Annotated in this window: 12 protein-coding genes, 1 tRNA gene and 1 pseudogene; 8 read left to right on the top strand and 6 right to left on the bottom strand. The window is 70.0% G+C overall.

Annotated elements, in window-relative coordinates; genetic code table 11:
• Positions 1 to 8: 8 nt before the first annotated feature.
• A complete protein-coding gene (locus tag R2B38_RS16595; RefSeq protein ID WP_318016927.1) occupies positions 9 to 974 on the bottom strand; it encodes a winged helix-turn-helix domain-containing protein in 966 nt (321 codons plus the stop codon).
• Positions 975 to 1045: 71 nt separating this feature from the next.
• Here R2B38_RS16595 and R2B38_RS16590 point away from each other — a divergent pair, with 71 nt between their 5' ends.
• The 4 genes and pseudogenes from R2B38_RS16590 (at position 1046) to R2B38_RS16575 (ending at position 5488) form a co-directional block, all read left to right on the top strand.
• Positions 1046 to 2233, top strand: a complete 1188-nt coding sequence (locus R2B38_RS16590) for an MFS transporter (RefSeq protein WP_318016926.1) — start codon at positions 1046 to 1048, stop codon at positions 2231 to 2233.
• A 436-nt stretch (positions 2234 to 2669) separates the two neighbouring features.
• A pseudogene (locus R2B38_RS16585) lies at positions 2670 to 2927 on the top strand (M23 family metallopeptidase); the annotation flags it as partial.
• A 149-nt stretch (positions 2928 to 3076) separates the two neighbouring features.
• On the top strand, positions 3077 to 4198 hold the full coding sequence (locus R2B38_RS16580; RefSeq protein ID WP_411978570.1) for a GNAT family N-acetyltransferase: 1122 nt from the start codon (positions 3077 to 3079) through the stop codon (positions 4196 to 4198).
• A 180-nt stretch (positions 4199 to 4378) separates the two neighbouring features.
• Entirely contained in the window at positions 4379 to 5488 is a 1110-nt protein-coding gene (locus R2B38_RS16575; protein ID WP_318016924.1) for a DUF475 domain-containing protein, read from the top strand.
• 107 nt (positions 5489 to 5595) lie between these two features.
• Here R2B38_RS16575 and R2B38_RS16570 read toward each other — a convergent pair whose 3' ends face one another.
• Positions 5596 to 5991 (bottom strand): helix-turn-helix transcriptional regulator, encoded by a 396-nt coding sequence (locus R2B38_RS16570; protein ID WP_318016923.1) that lies wholly within the window; start codon positions 5989 to 5991, stop codon positions 5596 to 5598.
• Positions 5992 to 6790: 799 nt separating this feature from the next.
• On the opposite strand from R2B38_RS16570, the gene R2B38_RS16565 reads away from it, so the two are divergent.
• Together R2B38_RS16565 and R2B38_RS16560 are read left to right on the top strand one after the other, a co-directional pair.
• The gene (locus tag R2B38_RS16565; protein WP_318016922.1) at positions 6791 to 7168 is read left to right on the top strand and encodes an effector-associated constant component EACC1; all 378 of its coding nucleotides are present in this window, start codon (positions 6791 to 6793) and stop codon (positions 7166 to 7168) included.
• Entirely contained in the window at positions 7165 to 11853 is a 4689-nt protein-coding gene (locus R2B38_RS16560; protein ID WP_318016921.1) for a caspase family protein, read from the top strand. The genes R2B38_RS16565 and R2B38_RS16560 overlap by 4 nt, the downstream gene beginning before the upstream one ends.
• Before the next feature lie 86 nt (positions 11854 to 11939).
• On the opposite strand, the gene R2B38_RS16555 is transcribed toward R2B38_RS16560, so the two are convergent.
• From R2B38_RS16555 to R2B38_RS16545, 3 genes are all read right to left on the bottom strand, one after another.
• Positions 11940 to 12012, bottom strand: a tRNA-Arg gene (locus R2B38_RS16555).
• Between the two features lie 94 nt (positions 12013 to 12106).
• Entirely contained in the window at positions 12107 to 13768 is a 1662-nt protein-coding gene (locus tag R2B38_RS16550) for an IclR family transcriptional regulator C-terminal domain-containing protein (RefSeq protein WP_318016920.1), read from the bottom strand.
• A 56-nt stretch (positions 13769 to 13824) separates the two neighbouring features.
• Positions 13825 to 15108 (bottom strand): M6 family metalloprotease domain-containing protein, encoded by a 1284-nt coding sequence (locus R2B38_RS16545; protein ID WP_318016919.1) that lies wholly within the window; start codon positions 15106 to 15108, stop codon positions 13825 to 13827.
• Positions 15109 to 15429: 321 nt separating this feature from the next.
• Here R2B38_RS16545 and R2B38_RS16540 point away from each other — a divergent pair, with 321 nt between their 5' ends.
• Both R2B38_RS16540 and R2B38_RS16535 read left to right on the top strand, forming a co-directional pair.
• Positions 15430 to 16074 (top strand): TetR/AcrR family transcriptional regulator, encoded by a 645-nt coding sequence (locus tag R2B38_RS16540; protein ID WP_318016918.1) that lies wholly within the window; start codon positions 15430 to 15432, stop codon positions 16072 to 16074.
• Between the two features lie 139 nt (positions 16075 to 16213).
• On the top strand, positions 16214 to 17776 hold the full coding sequence (locus R2B38_RS16535) for an MFS transporter (protein WP_318016917.1): 1563 nt from the start codon (positions 16214 to 16216) through the stop codon (positions 17774 to 17776).
• 112 nt (positions 17777 to 17888) lie between these two features.
• Here the strand turns inward: R2B38_RS16535 and R2B38_RS16530 are convergent, their stop codons facing one another.
• The gene (locus tag R2B38_RS16530) at positions 17889 to 18416 is read right to left on the bottom strand and encodes a MarR family winged helix-turn-helix transcriptional regulator (RefSeq protein ID WP_033285689.1); all 528 of its coding nucleotides are present in this window, start codon (positions 18414 to 18416) and stop codon (positions 17889 to 17891) included.
• Positions 18417 to 18499: the final 83 nt, after the last annotated feature.

The following is an 18499-nucleotide window of genomic DNA, read 5'->3' as shown; positions in this document are numbered from 1 at the left end:
CAGGCGGTCTACAGCCCCGCCGCCTTCACCACGACCTCCCCCGCCGCCGTCCGCGAGTACAGCACCGACCGCCCCGCCCGCCGACGCTCCACGAGCCCCGCGTCCAGCAGCACCCGCAGATGCCGCCCCACCGAACCCAGCGCCTGCCCGGTCACGGCGGTCAGCTGGCTGGTGCTCATCGGTGACCCGAGCAGCGTCAGCACGGCCGCCCGCGAGGGGCCCAGCAGCGCCCCCAGGCTCGCGGGCACGGGCCGCCCACCATGGTCGGCGAGGACGCCCGCGCACGGGTACACGATGGCGTACCGGTCCGGCTCCTCCCAGGACACCCACCCGCCCTTCGGCGTGACGGGCATGAGGAGCAGCTCCGCGCCGGAGATCTCCCGCGGCGGGTTCTCGTGCAGGTTGATCTGCAGCCGGCTCTCCCCGAGCCACCGCGTCCGCCCCGGCGACAAGGTGTCCAGCACGGCCGCCCAGCCGCCCTGGCTCACCTGCGCGGTCCGGGCGACCACGTCCGCCTCCAGCACCCGCCGTCGCCGCGCCCAGTACGGCCGTACGGTCTCCTCCCAGACGTACTCCAGGAGCCGGGCCGCCCGCTCGGGCAGGTCGTCGCGTTCCAGGGCGGCGGGGAGCGGTCCGGCGAGCGAGACACGGAGGTTGGCCCGGGCGTCCTTCGGCCGGGTCTCCCGCACCCGGGCGACGGTCTCGGCGAACGACTCCCGGTCCGTCTGGGTCGGACAGAAGAAGTCGGCGATCCAGGACCGCCCGAGCGCGGCCCGCACCAGCGCTCCGGTGACCGGATCGGCCGCCAACAGCCCCTGGTAGTCCGGCAGATGATCCCGCAGCCACACCACCTCACCGGGGTGCGCGCCCACCCCCGCGTGCAGCAGTCTCAGCGCGGCGAAGGTCTCCGCGAACGACGACAGCACGAACCGGCTCCGCGCGAGGGTGTCCGCGTTGAGCTGCCACAACCCCATCCGCCCACCCCCGTGTTTCGCGTCCGCGCGAAAGAATAGGACCCCCCACCGACACCCCGCAGACTCCGCCCATGCGCAGCTACCGCGAGCTCTTCCGCACCCCCGAGTACACCCCGTTCTTCTTCTCCTTCGCCGCCCAGAACGCGGCCCTCACGATCAGCGGCCTGGCGCTCGCCACCCTCGTCTACAAGGCGACGGCGTCCCCCTTACTGTCCGCCGTGAGCATGTTCGGCCCGCAGCTCGCCCAGATGCTCGGCGCGACCTTCTTCCTCTCGGGCGCCGACCGCCTGCCCCCGCGGGTCACCCTGACCGGCATCAACACCGCCTTCGCCGTCTGTACGGTCCTGCTGGCGCTCCCCGGTCTGCCGATCGGCGCGATCTTCGCCGTCGTGTTCCTCCAGGGCCTGATCGCCTCCCTGGGCGGCGGGGTGAGCGGCGGCCTGCTGAACGAGATCCTGCCCAAGAACGGCTATCTGCTGGGCCGTTCGGTCTTCAACATGGCCTCGGGCCTGATGCAGGTGACAGGCTTCGCGACCGGCGGAGCCCTCCTGGCCCTGCTCTCTCCCCGCGTCTGTCTCCTCCTCGCGGCGGCGCTGTACGCGACGACGGCCCTGGTCCTCCGCCTGGGCCTGACCGCCCGCCCACCCCGCACGGCGGGCCGCCCGTCCATCGCCGCGACCTGGCGCACGAACGCCCTCCCGTGGTCCTCCCGCCCCCGCCGCCTCACCTACCTGGGCATGTGGGTCCCCAACGGCCTGATCGTCGGCTGCGAGTCCCTCTACGTCTCCTACGACTCCGGTTCCGCGGGCGTCCTGTTCGCGAGCGCGGCCCTGGGCATGTTCGTAGGCGACCTCACCCTCGGCCGCTTCACCCCACCCACCCTCCGCGCCCGCCTGGACATCCCCCTCCGCCTCCTCCTGGCCACCCCGTACCTGCTCTTCGCCCTCCACCCCGGCATGCCCTGGTCGGCGATGACGGTCTGTGCGGCCTCCATCGGCTACGGCGCGAGCCTCGTCCTCCAGGAACGCCTGATGGAACTCACCCCCGACGAACTCGCGGGCCACGCCCTGGGGTTGCGCTCCGCGGGCATGCTCACGATGCAGGGCGTGGGCGCGGCCCTCGCGGGCACGGTCGCCCAACTCACCTCCCCGGCAACGGCGATGACCCTGATGGCCGTGGCATCGGTAGCGGTGACACTGACTCTCGCACTGCTGGGCCGACAGACGCGGGGGGAGATCCCGGAGGCCCAAATGGCGTAAGGGGCCGGGGCGTTGGGGCACCCGGCCGCGCGGCTAAGAACCGCGCCGGGCGCCCCGTCGCCTTCCCTGCGCCGGTCATCGCATCGTCAGGCACGCGGAGGGAGCCCGTTGACCCCCAACCCGGCACAGGCTCCCACCCCGCTCCCACCCCGCTCCCACCCCGCTCCCACCCCGCCCACCCCAACCCCCAGGGGCGCGGGGAACTGCGCGACCAGCCCCCACCCACCGGCTCCCCGCATACGACCTCAGCCCCCCACCCCCTCCTCGGCCCTTCTCAACGCGCGTCCCAGCCTGGGGAACGGCGTGTTGGGGCTCGCGGGCAGCCTCTCAACCATCACGCCCGGATACCCGAACAGAGAGGCGCGGTCGACCTGGTGGGCCTGGGCCGCTACGGCACCCGTACACGCGGCCGGGCGGGCGTGCCCGGTACCAACCCCCTTACGGGAACCACGTGTTCATCGACACCGGGCGGGGGATCGTCAAGCTGGCCCATCTGCGGCCCGGTTCACTGACGGTGAGCCTGGGGGACGTGGTGCGCGTGGGTCAACTCGTAGGAGAGACAGGCAATTCCGGCAACACGACCGAGCCGCACCTCCACCTGCACGCGGAGCGTGACGGGGCCGGCCTGGACCTGCGGTTCACCGACGTTCCGGGGCGGCTGTACCGGGGGAGGGTGATCCGTACCTTTCCGTGAGCACAGGCATTCTTGACAGCGTCCGTACTGTTTCGCGACGTTTGGGCCCTGCCGAACTGTTCGTGTCTCGTCGTACCTTGGGATACGTAGGCAGGACGCGGACGACGCGTCGTGGGGGAAATGTGGGGGGACGGTCGCCCATGCGATCCATGCGATCCGCCGGCAAGGCGGACATCACGATCCACAGACCGGAGGAGCTCACCACCACGCTCCGCCAGGCCTGGCACAAGGCGATGGACGAGTCGCCGGACTACGCGAACCCTTTCCTGGCACCGGAGTTCGCGGACGGCGTCGGCCGTCATCGCGGCGGCGCGCAGGTGGCGGTGCTGCACGAGGGCGGGGAACCGGTCGGCTTCCTCCCGTACGAGCGCAACCCCGTCGGTGTCGGCCGGGCGATCGGCCTCGGCCTCTCCGACTGCCAGGGCCTGGTGCACCGGCCCGGTGTCACCTGGGACGTCCAGCAACTCCTGCGCGTCTGCGGGCTGTCGGTCTTCGAGTTCGACCATCTCGTCGAGGAACAGCAGCCGTTCGGGAGGTACGTCACCGGCACCTTCGCGTCCCCGGTCATCGACCTCAAGGACGGCGACGGCGAGATCCCCTACCCCGAGTGGCTGCGCGGCGCGTACCCGGGCATCGCCAAGACGACCCTGAAGAAGGAACGTCGCCTCGGCCGCGACCTCGGCGAGACGCGCTTCGTCTACGACGACCGCGACCCCGAGGTGCTGCACACGCTGATGCGCTGGAAGTCGGCCCAGTACCGCAGGACCGGCCGCATGGACCGCTTCGCGCGCCCGTGGATCGTCGACCTGGTGGACCACCTGTTCCGCGTCCGCGAGGAACACTTCACCGGCGTCCTGTCGGTCCTCTACGCCGGTGACCGCCCCGTCGCCGCCCACTTCGGCCCGACGTCCCGCACGCTGTTCGCCGCCTGGTTCACGGCGTACGACCCCGAACTCCGGTACTACTCACCGGGGTTGATCATGCATCTGCGGATGGCCGAGGAGGCCGGGCGGCACGGCGTACGCCTGATGGACCTGGGGCGCGGCGACAAGGAGTGGAAGGACTGGCTCAAGACCCGCGAACTGCGCGTCGGCGAGGGCTTCGCCACCCGCCCGCACCCGGTCGCGGCGGCCCACCGCCTCTGGCGCCGCCCGGTCCGCGGCCTGCGCAACACGGTCCTGGCCCACCCGTCCCTGCGCGACCCGGCCGACCGCCTCCTCAAGACGGTGGGCACGCTGCGCACGACGGGCAAGGTGCCACTGAAGAAGTGACGATGCGGCAACACGTCGGCTCGGGGGCCCTGGACCGGGAAGGTCGGGGGCCCCTTCCGCGCTCCCGGGGCCTGCCCCGTCACCCGTACGACAGGCGCTCGTGGTAGACAACGCCGATGATGGTCAGGGCTGTTGTGCCCGGCCCGCGGGCGACCGCGCGACAAAAGGAAGGGGCAACCCGTGCTTCTGAAGACCTTCCGCTGGTCGTTCGCGGTCACCGCGCTCGGCCTGGCCCTGGGAGTCTGGTACGGCGGCTGGACGGCGTTCGGCGTCATCGCGATCCTGGCCGTCCTGGAGATCTCGCTGTCCTTCGACAACGCGGTGGTCAACGCCGGGATCCTGAAGAAGATGTCGGCCTTCTGGCAGAAGATCTTCCTCACGGTGGGCGTCCTGATCGCGGTCTTCGGGATGCGGCTCGCCTTCCCGGTGGTGATCGTCGCGGTCACGGCGAAGAAGAATCCCTTCGACGCGGTCAACCTGGCCCTGACCGACAAGGACCGCTACGAACAGCTGGTCACCGACGCCCACCCGGCGATCGCGGCCTTCGGCGGCATGTTCCTGCTGATGATCTTCCTCGACTTCATCTTCGAGGACCGGGACATCAAGTGGCTCGGCTGGCTGGAACGCCCCCTGGCCAAACTCGGCAAGGTCGACATGCTGTCCGTCTGCATCGCCCTGATCGTCCTCCTGATCACCTCGATGACCTTCGCGACCCACGCCCACCAACACGGCGGCGCCCACGCGGACAAGGCCCAGACGGTCCTGATCTCGGGCATCTCCGGTCTGATCACGTACATGATCGTCGGCGGCCTCTCGGGCTTCTTCGAGGACCGGTTGGAGGCGGAGGAGGAACGGGAGCAGGAGAGCGGCCGCTCGGCGGTCGTCCTCGCCGGCCAGGCCGCGTTCTTCATGTTCCTGTACCTCGAAGTCCTCGACGCCTCCTTCTCCTTCGACGGCGTGATCGGCGCGTTCGCGATCACCAACGACATCGTGCTGATGGCACTGGGGCTGGGCATCGGCGCGATGTACGTCCGCTCGCTGACGGTGTACCTGGTCCGCCAGGGCACGCTCGACGACTACGTCTACCTGGAGCACGGCGCGCACTACGCGATCGGCGCCCTGGCCGTGATCCTGATGGTGACCATCCAGTACCAGATCAACGAGGTCATCACCGGGCTGGTGGGCGTCGTACTGATCGGGTGGTCGTTCTGGTCCTCCGTGCGGCGGAACCGGGCGCTGGCGGAGGGAGCGGGGGCGGCGGAGGCCGTGGACGCGGCGAAGGTTCCCTAGCCGCGGGCCGGGTGGCCGGCCGGTGAATCACCGTGATCCAGTGATGTCCCGTCACTGGGCCGGCGGCGAGTCCGGACGTGTTGCGGGAGGTGACTGCCGTGACGTCGTCAGCGGTCGGCGTTCGTCCATGTTCGTCCGTGGGCACGGGAGCGTCGGCCGGTCGAGCCTCCCGCCGAGGAGATGCGGCGGATGTGGGTGCCGACGGTGTTCAGGGAGACCGAGAGTTCGCCCGCGATGTCGCGGCGGGTGAGGCTCGTCGGGAGGCAGCGCAGGACGCGGAGTTCGCTTCGGCTGAGTTCCCTGGCCGGCGGCGCGGCCGGTGTGGTCGTCCCGGACCGCCGGCCGGGGTCGCGGACCGTGTCGACGATGTCGATGACCAGGGCCGCGTGCGAGGTGCCGTGCCGGGGGACGGCGTGCCCGGCCAGCGACAGCACAGCGAGCCGCAACCCGGCCGCCCAGCCCTCGGTCCGCCGATGCGGCAGCGCGGCGACGTGCCCGGGCACGGTGATCCCTGAGCCGGCCAGCAGCCGGCGCGTCTCGTCCTCGGTGAACCGCAGCTCGGCGGCCCGGATCTCGGCGAGGTCGCCGGCCAGCCGGAGCCTGTGCAGGCGCAGCGGCAGGTCGTGGCGGGTGGCGACGGCCGTACGGACGCCGGACGGCAGGCGGGTCAGCAGCTCCGTGAGCTGAAGTGCCGCGTCGGCGGTCGCGGGACTCCTCCGGCTCGGACCACACCGTCAGCTCGGACAACACCGTGTCCATGAGGGCGCTGCCGTCGGCGCCGGGTGTCACGGGCGGGAGCGGATCGTCGCGGTGACCGGTATCCGTCGCGGTGCGGATCGCGCCCAGCAGGGCGAGCCGGAAGAGCTGTGTGTCCCGCTGGCCGGGGCGGACGGTCAGGAAGGCGACCCGGCACTCCGGCGCCGGCCGGCTCGCCCACGCGGACAGCAGTGACGTCTTCCCGCTGCCGGCCGGCGCCGAGACGATCGTGACCCGCTGCTTGTGGACGGCCCTGTTCAGGGCTCCCACCAGGTCGTGCCGGAGGATCAGACCGGACTCCGCCCGCCCCGGACCCCGCACGACGGGCAGGTCGATGATCACGCGCTCCAGGGAATCGGCCCGGCCGATCGCACCGGGATCGGAAAGTGAAAAGCGGAAAGCCGACTCCAGGCTGTCGCCGGCCGGATGTTTTCCCTGGCCGGTGCTGTGACCTGAGTGGATATCGACTGCATATGAAGCGGTGTGTATCCCACTTTGCCTTTGGTAGCCTGCTGAGCTTGGCACGTTTTTGACTTGGGGGGACACGTGCAGATCACACTTCGTCTGGCGGACGCGGATGCGGACGAGTTGGGGGCACTGGAGGACTGGCTCCGGTCTGAACGCGCCCTGAGGAGCGTGCGGATCCGGCGCGAGCACGCACCCACCCGCCCGGGCGACATGGGACTGCTGGCGGACAGCCTGCAATTCGCGATCGACTCGGGGCTGATCGGCGTACTGGCGCAGTCACTCATCGACTATTGGAGGTCGAGGACCGGCTCCCGTCCGGCGGAGGACAGGCCGGTGCTGCGTATCGAACGCGTGGACGCCCCCGACGGCACCCGGACGGTCACCATTGAGGCACGTGATGCCGAGACCGCCGAGGCAATCCTTCGCGAACTCCCCAGCACCTTCGAGAGTTCATGAGCACCCAGCCGCCCACCCCGCAGAAGTCACGAGCCGTTTTCATCGCGTCCGGCGTGTTCAGTGACAGCGCGTTCGCCGATCTCGGCACGGTGGTCCGCACGGCCGAAGCGATCAAGGACCGGCTGCGTGATCCTTTCGTGTGGGGGATCAGCAATGCGCACTGCCGAGTGATCCAGGCGCACGAATGGACGCGTGAGGAAATACTCAAGGCCGTCGAGGAGGATTCCGAGGCGGCGGAAGACTGCTTCGTTCTCTACTTCGCGGGTCACGGCGTGAACGAGAAGGGGAAGCTGCTGCTGCCTCTTCTGCACTCCACGGCCGGTATGCCGAGCTCGATGCTTGAATTCGGCCACCTGATGAGGGAGGTCGGCAAAGGACGCGCGCGGACCAAGCTCGCGCTGGTCGACTGCTGCCATGCCGGACTGGCCATGGGCGACCTGCCCTTGGAACAGTATGTGGCGGGGGAGGCACCCGAGGGTTGCTATGTCATCGCGGCGTGTGAAGCGAACCGCAGTGCCAAGTCGCCCGAGGACCATGAGTTCACGGCCTTCGGGAAGGCATTGATCAGCTGCCTCGCGCAGGGCGGCGAGTCCGGTCAGGAGTTCTGGACGCCGGCACAGATCCTCACGCGGGTCGACGGTCTCCTCAGGGCCGAGAACCATCCGAAGCCGGTCACCAACGGATCCCCGGTCGGCGATCTGCCCTGGGTGAAGAACCGACGCTACGAGAAACCCTTCAAGGGCGCTGATCTGTCGGGTCCCGCGGCGAGGAGAGACACCCGGACGCCGGCGCAGGCCGAGAAGGTCCGGTATCTGGGCCCCGACCCGCTGCCGCTCCCGATCCCTTTCCTCGGCCGCGAGGCGCTGCTGGGCAATGCGCGCCGACTCATCCATGTGGGCAAGGTTCTGCCGGTGACCGGCCGCGAGCAGGTGGGCAAGTCCGCGCTGCTCACGGCGCTGGTGGCCGAGGCCGACTCGTTGGAACAGCTTCCGCTCCCGCCCGTGGTGCTGGAGATCGAACCGAGTTCGGCGGCTGAGAGCCCGCTGCTGGAGGCGATCGCCAGAGCACTGCACCAGACCCTGGACGACAGCGAGCTCTCGGAGACCCTCGAACCCCGGACGGACAGTCTCCTCGGCCTCGTCCTGCCCCGCCAGGTCAAGGGCAGAAGCCTGATCCTCGTCATCAAGGCGTCCCACATAGACCTCACGCGTACCGAACTCCGCCTGGAACTCGATGAGTTGCTCAAGCAGGATGTCTTCAAGCGGGCCGCCGTCATCGTGGAGACCACTGACTCGTCCCAGATCGACGGGGGATTCTGGCGGCCCTTCGACGTGCCCGCGCTGACCACGCCCGACGCGCAACGGCTCATCCGCGACTGGCTCACCGGCGAGAACCTCGTGATGGACGTCGAGGCGCTGGAACTGGTGGGCTACGACGACATAACGCAACGCCCCGGGATCATTGAACGCGCTGTCCGCCTTGTCTCCCGGCACTACCGCAGCAGCAGCTTCGAGAACTTCCTCGCCGGACTCCACACCGACGCCGGGACGGCGCGGGAGGTCCCGCCCGACGAGTTCGACCAGGCACTTCTGGAGGCCGCCGAACCGACCATCGCTGGGGCACTGGAAAGGGCCTGGTCGACCGTGGAGAAGCCGGAACGATCCACAGGGCACGCCGTTCTCACGTTATGGGGAGTCCTGGACGAACTGCCCCTCCCCGTGGACGTTCTGCGGAGTGTCGGGCTGCCCCATGACGTGCTGCGGGTGCTCTGGAACGAGGGAGTCCTCGTTCCCTGGAGCCCGCCCGCCGACCCGGCGCCCGCGGCCGGCCGCACCCCCTGTCTGGAGATCAGCCCGGTCAGCAGACAGGCGCTCAGGACCGACCTGCTGCGTACCGTACAACGCGCCGCCGAAGGCGGGGCGGACGCGACCCTGGACGACCTCGACCGGCGGCTCACCACCGCGGCTCGGCTGATGGTGTCCGCCGTGCTGCCGGACGGGGAGGCGGACGGGGCGTCGGAAGGCGTTCCCCATGTCATCGAGGTGCTGCGCCGGGCGACGGGATGGCTCGACCGCCATGTCCCCGACGTGCTGGCACAGGTGCGCTACCGGCTCGGCCTCTACGTCAACAGCCAGTACACGGAGGCGCTCCTGCTCCCGGTGGCGCAGACGATCGATGGGGTCACGCCCGCGACAGCGGAGGGTGGAGCCGACGGTGGAGAAGCTGGTGCGGAAGCCGGTGGCGGCGCCGTACAGCCATGGGAACGGATCGATGAGATGTACGCCGCGGCGGGGCGTCTGAATCTGGCCTCCCGTGCCTCCACGCAGGAGGCGAACGCGGGGAAGACATTCCTTGAGGTGTTCGCGTACGCGGTGTCGCTTCTGGAGGCGTACGGCGAGGTCGCGCCCTGGCACGTACTGCGCGCGGTCGACCAGTGCGGCTTCCACGGGGCGCGCCGCCTTCGTGTGGTTCCCCAGATCGTCCCCGCCCGTGAGCGGCTGACGCGGCACCTGATGGCCTACAACGAGGGCCGGACCGACTTCCGTCTCAACCACCTGCTCTGGTCGGTCTCCTGGATCCTCAACACGGCCACCGCTCAGATCGCGGCCGACAACAGAGCAGGCGCCGATGCCACGCTCCAGCTGAGTCAGCGGCTCCTGGAGACCTTCCCTCCGGCTCCGGACGCGCGGGCCCGCCAGACCCGGAACTGGCTCAGCTACCGCATGGCGGGACTGCGTCTGGCGACCGCGGCCACCGCGGACGAGCGGCGGGCCGCCCTGGCCTCGGCGTACGATCTCGCCCGTGAAAACACCCTCCTGGCCGCCGACATGCCCGAGCGCCTCCAGCAGTGGACACGCAATCTCCTGGCGAGCGGGTACTCGTACGCGCAGGAAAAACGAGAAGACCAGGAGCGGTTGAACCTGGCCGAGGAGACCCTGTCCACGCTGGAGGTGGTCTGGGGGCCCAGGCACGAGTGGGCGATGCCCCTGATCGGCGAGGCGGCCTGCTTCCTGCGCAAGGTGCACGCACGGCACGCCGACTCGGAGTTGCAGTTCGCGGGTGCCCGGGAGGTTCTCGTCCTCCTGCAGGCCTGGGACGGTGGCTCCGGCCCGGGGGAAGGGCCCGTCACCAACATGGACGCGGACCACATGATCGAACTCGCGGAGGCGTACGCGTTTCTCGCCTACGTCCAGCAAGAGCGCAACGAGCAGTCCGCGGCACGGCAGAGTCTCCAGCACGGCGTCCAGAACGCGCGGAAGGCGGCGAAGGGGTTCCCCTCCGCGCATACGTACAAGAGCTGGCTCCGGCTGCTGCGCACCATGCAGAAGTGGTTCGGGGGCGGTCGCGGACGGACCCTGCTTCCGGAGCACGCCAAGGCCGTCGAGGAGATCCGCCGCTGGCTCGACAGCCGTGAGGAGACGCGGTATGGGAACCAGTCGATGGCGCTGCTGCACCTGTGGTGCGTGGACAGTGACTGGCGGCGGGAGGGCAGCCTGCCGGTCGCGGCGAAAGAGCTGGCACCGCACACGAGTTGGAACACCGGCCGTTCTCCGGAACAGGTGCGGGCGGACCAGGTCAACCGGGCGCGCTGGAACACGCTGCAGGCGCACGAGCGGGTCTACGGTCCGACCTGGGCCCTGTACGACGCCCGCTTCAGAGTCACGCGTGAGTACCAGCGGTGGAGCGCGATCTACGGCAAGCACCCACGCGAAGTCGATCACAAACCCGTCTGGGACCTGCTGAACAAGGCCAAGAAGCTGTTCCCGCGGAACCTGGACGTCATGCGGGCCCGCGCGTTCTACCACCGCTACATCTGGGAGTACGGCGAGGCAGCCCGGCTGCACGCCGAGGCCGCCCGGCAGGAGAGGGACGGGGACCGCTTCCGCCGCGGTCTGGTCGACGCCTCCGAGTGCCTGCTGAGCCAAGTGCTCTACCAGGAGGGGATGACGGCCCAGGAACGCGAGTCCGCGCTGCGGACGGCCTCGGAGTACCTGCGGGAGGTGGTCGGACTCCACTCGCAGGCCCACCGTGTCTCCCTGCTCTCCGCGCGCATCGCCCTGGAACTGGACAGACCGGTGGACTGGAACCTGGCCGACGCCAAGTTCACCGAGCTCATCGGCGACGACTACGTCGGCAATGTGGGCCGCTATCTCAACGAGCGCCGGAATTGGGCAGCCGTGGAGACGCCCGGCGATGCCGGCGTCGAGGCGGGTGACCACGCGGACGCCGGAGAATGGGAGAAGTCCATGGACCCGCAGGAGTCGTTCGCGGTGGACGACCTCCTGGAAGAGCACTTCACGGACGTGGACGTCCTGAAGTCCTTGGGGAGCCTCTACCTACGGCGCTCCATCCTCAGCGCGGGACATGATCTGGACGTGGCCCGCAGCAGCGCCTGGCGTGCCTACAACTGCTTCGACGGGCGCCGGGTGATGGAGACGGCGCTCAGCGGTCAGGAGAAGGTCGACACCGCTTTCCTGCGTGGCCAGACCATCACGTGGGCCGCGGAGCTCACGGGCTCCGCCTCGCCCTTCCCGGCCGAGAGCGGACGACGACGCGGGTGGCTCCACCTCGCGGAGTCCCGGTTGCAGTCGGCTCGTAGCCGAAGCGCGGGCAGCTTCCACGGAATCATCTGCGCCTGGGACGAACGCCTGCGGACGCTGCGGAACACCCTGCACGACCAGTGACGGTCCTCGGACACTGACCGCCGACCACTGACCCGCAACCCCTCCCGTCCGCCAGACGGAAGGGGTCCTGACCAGGTGTTTCGCTGTGCCCTCGGCAGGATTCGAACCTGCGACACCGGCTTTAGGAGAGCCGTGCTCTATCCCCTGAGCTACGAAGGCGGGACGGATCGCCCCGGAAGGCGGTCCAGGACAGGGTAGCGGATTCGGGGAGGCGGTTCGGTGGGGGAGGGCAAGGCGGGGACGGGCATCGGGCTCAGGACGCCGACACCCGCGTGAAGCGGCCCGCCACCCGTAGGTCCGCCTCGATCGCGCCCGCCGCCGCCGTCAGCTCGGGCAGCACGTCCCGGACGTACTCCGCGACCGTGCGGCCGGTCACATGGGTGGCCGTGTTCAGCGCGGCCACCACCCGGCCCGTACGGTCGCGGACCGGTACGGCGATCGAACGCAGCCCCGCCTCCAACTCCTCGTCGACCAGGGCGTATCCCTGCCCTCGGACCGTCTCCAGCGCCGCGGCCAGCGCCGCCGGGTCGGTCAGCGTGCGGGGCGTCAGGGGGCGCAACTCGTGTTCTCTGGGCGGCGCGTCGGCCAGCAGCACCCGGCCCAGTGCCGTCGCGTACGCCGGGAACCGCGTCCCCACCGCGATGTTCACGCTCATCACCCGGCTCGTGGCGACCCGGGCCGTGTACTGGATCTCGTCACCGACGAGGATCGCGAGGGACGCCGACTCGTGGATGCGGGAGGCGAGGGCGGTGAGGTGGGGGAGCGCCAGCTCGGGGAGCGTCGTCCGGGAGAGGGGCGGGAAGCCGAGGGACAGGACCCGGGGTGTGAGGGCGAAACGGCGGTCGCCCGACGGGGCCACCAGGCCCAGGTGCTCATACGTGATCAGCGCTCTCCGGGCCGTCGCCCGCGCCAGGCCCGTCGCCTGGGCGACCTCCGTCAGGGTCAGTTCGGCGCGGCCCTCCCCGAACGCCGTCAGGACCGTCAGCCCGCGGGCCAGGGACTCGACGAACTCCCGGCCGAGCTCCTGCTTGGACGCCCCCGTCCAGGTCGCGAGCCCGGAGGGAGCGGCGACGGACTCGCCCCGCGGCGCCTCGCGCAGGTCCGCCGCCAGGTCCTCCTCCATCGTCCGCACCGCCGAACGCAGCCTGGGCAGAAGGGAGTTGCGCAGATCCTCCGCCGTGTGCCGGCTCGTATGGCTCACGACGCTCGCCACGCACGCGATGTTGCCGGTACGCGGGTCCCGCACGGGCACGGACACCGCCACCAGACCCGGTTCGATCAACTGGTCGTCCAACGCCCAGCCGTCCTGCCGCACTTGTGCGGCCCACCGCTCGAAGTCGGGCCCGGGAGACGACCGTTGGGGAACGGCCGGAAACCCCCGGTCCTCCGGATCGGCCGCCCGCCGCTCCCGCCAGCGCCGCCACTCCAGTTCGGTCCACTCCGTCGCGAACAGCGGTCCCGGCGCTGTGCGTTCGGCCGGGAGCAGGTCGCCGATGCGGAAGCTGAGGGACATCGCGCGGCGGCGGGTGGCCTGGTGGATGAAGCGGATGCCGTCCCGGTCGCCCACCGCGAGCGACACCGACTCGTCCAGCTCGTCGGCGAGGGCGTCCGCGCGGGCGTCCAGGACGGAGGGCAGGCGCAGGGCGGCGAGATAGGCGTTGCCCAGTTCCATCACCCGAGGGGTGAGAACCGCGTCCCGGCCGTCGAGACGGACGTATCCCATGCGGGCGAGCGTCGCGGTGATCCGGTCGACCGTGGAACGCGCGAGCCCGGTGGCCCGTTCGAGCCCGCTGAGGCTCAACACCCCACCCGCCTCGGTCAGTCGACGCACCACCGCGACCCCCCGGATCAACGGCGCGACCGCCTCGGCGGGCACGGCGGCGGTGCGATCGTCCAGCGTGGTCTCTGCGGGCATCGATTCTCCGGTACGACGGTCTCGGCAGCCCTACGGTAAGCCCGCGCCCGGCACGGCTACCGCCTCCGTGTCACCGTCACCCGGTAGTTCCCCGCCGCGTCCGCCCCGGTGACCGCGATCCGGATCCCCCTCGTCGGGTCGTCGAAGGTCTCGCCCGCCGTGAACGGCGCGTCGGACAGTTCGGCCTGCACGTTCGGGCTCCGGGTGCAGCCGCCGCTGTCACGGTGGGCGTCGTAGACCTTCACCGGGCCCATCCCCGTGTCCACGTCCGCCTCCACCTTGTAGATGAGGATGCCCGGGCGGCACACCGCCTCGTCGTTGCCCTCGCGGGTGCGCAGCTCCAGGGCGTAGCCCGTGCGGCGGGTGAGCGGGACGAATACCAGGCGGGTGCCGTCGGTGCCCGGGTGTTCCAGCGGGGTCAGGGTGTACTCCGAAGTGCCTCTGGTCATCGCGCAGTTGACCTGGGACGGATCCAGCCAGCCGAGTTTCCACTTGTGCCAGCCGAGGAAGTCGTTGTCGGCGCCCCAGTCCTCGCTCATGATGTCCCAGTGGCCGACCGCGCCCCCGCCCTCCTGGGTGTAGAGGTCGGGCAGGCCGAAGACATGGCCGTTCTCGTGCGGGAGGACGCGGTAGCCGGTCTGGGCGTAGGAGCCGGAGCCGTCGTCCTGGCGGGAGTAGACGAAGGACGCGTTCGAGACCGGAACGCCGTCGGCCACCGGGGCTTCCGTGTTGCCCGCGAACGTCACCGACAGGACCGTGTCCAGGGCGGAGGGGCCCGCGTTCGGGGTGACCAGGACGTTCAGGAGGTCGTACTGGCGGAAGTCCACCGTCGGGTCGGCCGCGGCCACGATGTCCTGGACGAGCTGCCGGTACCCGGGGTCGAAGGGCGCGCCGCGCTCTATGCCGTAGGACCTGAAGGGTTTGGGCATGCGGAGCCAGTGGTCGACCGGGGTCTCGGGGCGGTAGTCGAGGCGGCCGTAGGAGCTGGTGGCGAACCACTGCTGGGTCTTGGGGAAGAACTCGCGGTACCGGTCCATGGCGGTGCCCTCGCCGGGGGCGTCGGAGAAGTCGACCATCAGGGTCAGGGCGTGGACCGTGCCGGTGGAGCGGGAGTAGCCGCCCGGGGTGGGGATGCCCTCGGACATCTGGACGTCCAGCGGGCCGTTGATCATGCAGGAGCCGAGTGCGGAGGTGCGGGCGAGCGCGACCGGGCCCGCCGCCGTCATGGCGCCCGGGGTGAGGTGTCCGGTACCGGCCGAGGTGCTGACCGCGAGGGTCAGGACGGTCACGGACGCGAGGGCGGCCACGCGGCGCGGGCGTATCCGACGGCTGGGCTGCATGCAGGGACCCTTCGCGCCAACGGCAGCCGCCGGTCTCCGGCTGCACCCTTTCGATCACCCTGTGTCGTGAGGTGCGAGGGCGCGCGCTGGAGGAGACCGACCGTGTGTTTCTCGCTGGTAGGGGGCCGAACGGGCGGCCCCGCGGGAGCGCCGGGCGGAGATCCAAACCGGGATTCGGGCGAGTGTGACTCAGGTCACATCAGAACAATCGCGGAGGTGGAAATAACCGGGGAGCGTCTCCCCGTTTAGCCATGTGTCCGAGCGAAACGGGGATTCGGTCCCCGGATCGCCTCAGCAGTCCAAGACCTTCAGGAGTAAGCCGTGACGACCGCGACCCCCGTACAGCGAAAGGTGACCCGGCCCCGTGCCGACGCTTTGCGCAACCGGGAGCGGATCGTCACCGCCGCCCGCGAGATGTTCGTCGAGTTCGGCCCCGATGTGCCGCTCGACGAGATCGCCCGCCGGGCCGGCGTCGGCAATGCCACGCTCTACCGCAATTTCCCCGACCGGGACGCCCTCGTCCGCGAGGTCGTGGTCTCGGTCATGGACCGGATCGCGGAGGGCGCGGAGGTGGCGCTCGCCGAGACCGGCGACGCCTTCGCCGCGCTGGAGCGCTTCGTGCACGACTCCGCGGACGAACGGGTGGGCGCGCTGTGCCCGATGATGGCCAGCACGTTCGACCAGTTCCACCCGGATCTGGAAGCCGCGCGCGAGCGGGTCGAGGAGCTCATCGGCGAGGTCATGGAACGGGCCAGGAAGGCCGGGCAGCTCCGGTCCGACGTGGGTGTCGGTGACGTGATGGTCGCCGTGGCCCAGCTCAGCCGGCCCCCGGCCGGCACCGGTTGCCTCAGCGCCGACCGCTTCGTACACCGACACCTGCAGCTGTTCCTGGACGGACTGCGGGCCCCGGCCCGCTCGGTCCTGCCCGGTACGGCCGCGACGATGGAGGATCTCCGGCAGCCCTGACCGATCAGTTCAGAGCGTCACGCCAGTCTCACCAACAAGTCTCCGGCTCTCGTCGACGCGGACGAGCCGTCCCCGACCACGTTCTTCTCCGTCCTTCTTCCGTATTTTTCCGTCACGAAGTCCCGAAGTGGGTACCGCCATGTCTGAAACAGCTCGAAGCGCCCCAGGCGCTCTCGACAAGGCCTCCGAGGCCGCCGAGCACGAAGCCCATTCCAACCGCTGGAAGGCGCTCGCGTTCATCGCGCTCGCCCAGCTGATGGTCGTGCTCGACGCGACCATCGTGAACATCGCCCTCCCGTCCGCCCAGACCGACCTGGGCATCTCCGACGGCAACCGGCAGTGGGTCGTCACGGCCTACGCCCTCGCCTTCGGTGGTCTGCTGCTCTTCGGCGGCCGCATAGCCGACCTGTGGGGACGCAAGCGCGCCTTCGTCGTCGGTCTGACCGGCTTCGCCGCCGCGTCCGCGCTCGGCGGTGTCGCCACCACCGGCGCGATGATGTTCGGCGCCCGTGCCCTCCAGGGCGCGTTCGGTGCCCTGCTCGCGCCCGCCGCGCTCTCCCTGCTCGCCGTGATGTTCACGGACGCCAAGGAGCGTGCCAAGGCGTTCGGCATCTACGGCGCGATCGCCGGTGGCGGCGGCGCCGTCGGCTTCATCCTCGGCGGTGTGCTGACCGAGTACCTGGACTGGCGCTGGACGTTCTTCGTGAACATCCCGTTCGCGATCGTCGCCGCGCTCGGCGCGTACTTCGTCATCCGCGAGCCGGCCGGCGGCCGCAACCGCAACCCGCTCGACATCCCCGGCGTGCTCCTGTCGACCCTCGGCCTGGTGTCCCTGGTCTACGGCTTCACCCGCGCCGAGTCGAACGGCTGGGGCGACTCCTCCACCATCGCGCTCTTCATCGCCTCCGCGGTCCTGCTGGTCTCGTTCGTCATCGTCGAGTCCAGGGTCAAGGCCCCGCTGCTGCCCCTGCGCGTGATCACCGACCGCAACCGCGGCGGTATCTACCTCTCGCTCGGCATCGCCATCATCGCGATGTTCGGCACGTTCCTCTTCCTCACCTACTACCTGCAGGTCGTGAAGGGCTTCTCGCCGATCAAGACCGGCTTCGCCTTCATGCCGATGATCGTCGGCATGATGGTCGGCTCGACCCAGATCGGCACCCGGCTGATGACCCGCCTGCCGGCCCGTCTGCTGATGGGCCCCGGCTTCCTGGTCGCCGCGGTCGGCATGCTCCTGATGACGCAGCTGGAGATCGGCTCGTCGTACGCCTCGATCATCCTGCCCGCGATGCTGCTGCTCGGTCTCGGCATGGGTACGGCGTTCATGCCGGCCATGTCCCTGGCCACCCTGGGCGTCGAGCCCCGGGACGCGGGTGTCGCCTCCGCGATGGTCAACACCTCGCAGCAGGTGGGCGGCGCGATCGGTACGGCCTTGCTGAACACGATCGCCGCGTCCGCGACGACCGCGTACATCAAGGACCACATCGCCGGCGCGGGCGCCTCCAAGACCCAGCAGCAGCTCGTCGCGCTGCAGGGCCAGGTGCACGGCTACACCAACGCCATCTGGTTCGCCGTCGGCATGCTGGTGACGGCCGCGGTCATCGTCTCGGTCCTCGTCAACGCGGGCAAGCAGGGTTCCGACCCGGTCGCCTCCGGTGACGGGGTCGAGGACGAGTTCAAGGTCCCGGTCGTCGCCCACTGACGACGCCCGACCCGGTCGTACCCCCTTCGCACCATCCGTAGCTACGGGGAAGGGGACGCCTCGTAGCTACGGCTCCCAGGAACTGCCCTGGTTCTGCACTGAGTTGAGCGGCTCAGCGGAGCCAGGGCAGATCCGCGCCCGCTTCGTTCGGCTGAAGTCCCTCGGCGACGATCTCCATGATCTCGCCGAGGGACTTCTGCTGTTCCGGGGTCAGCCGCTCGAACAGCGCCTGCCGTACGGCGGTCACATGGCCCGGCGCGGTCCGGCTGAGCACGCCGTAGCCCTCGTCGGTCAGTACCGCGAACTGGCCGCGCTTGTCGGAGGGGCAGTCCTCGCGGCGCACCCACCCGTTCTTCTCCAGGCGCGCGATCGCGTGCGAGAGCCGGGAGCGGGTGATCTTCGCGTTCATGGCCAGCTCGGTCATCCGCAGCCGGCGGCGCGGGGCCTCGGCGAGCTGCACGAGCAGGCCGTAGTAGATGTGCGGCATGCCCGCGTCGCGCTGGAGCTGGCGGTCCAGATGGTCCTCCAGGAGGGTGCTGGCGTGCATGTAGAAACGCCAGACGCGCTGCTCCTCGGCGGTGAGCCAGCGGGGTTCGTCGGAGGGTGCCGTCTCGTCAGCGGGTGCGGGTGCCGTGTTCATGCACTCCACTGTACGAGAGCTCTCCTTGAAGGTTAAACAAACGGGGCGTAAGCTCTGACGAAGGAAGTTTGAGAGTTCAAGCA

Origin of the sequence: Streptomyces sp. N50 (genome assembly GCF_033335955.1) — a bacterium.
In the GTDB taxonomy this organism is placed as follows: domain Bacteria; phylum Actinomycetota; class Actinomycetes; order Streptomycetales; family Streptomycetaceae; genus Streptomyces.
This window is presented reverse-complemented; position numbering and strand designations above follow the sequence as displayed.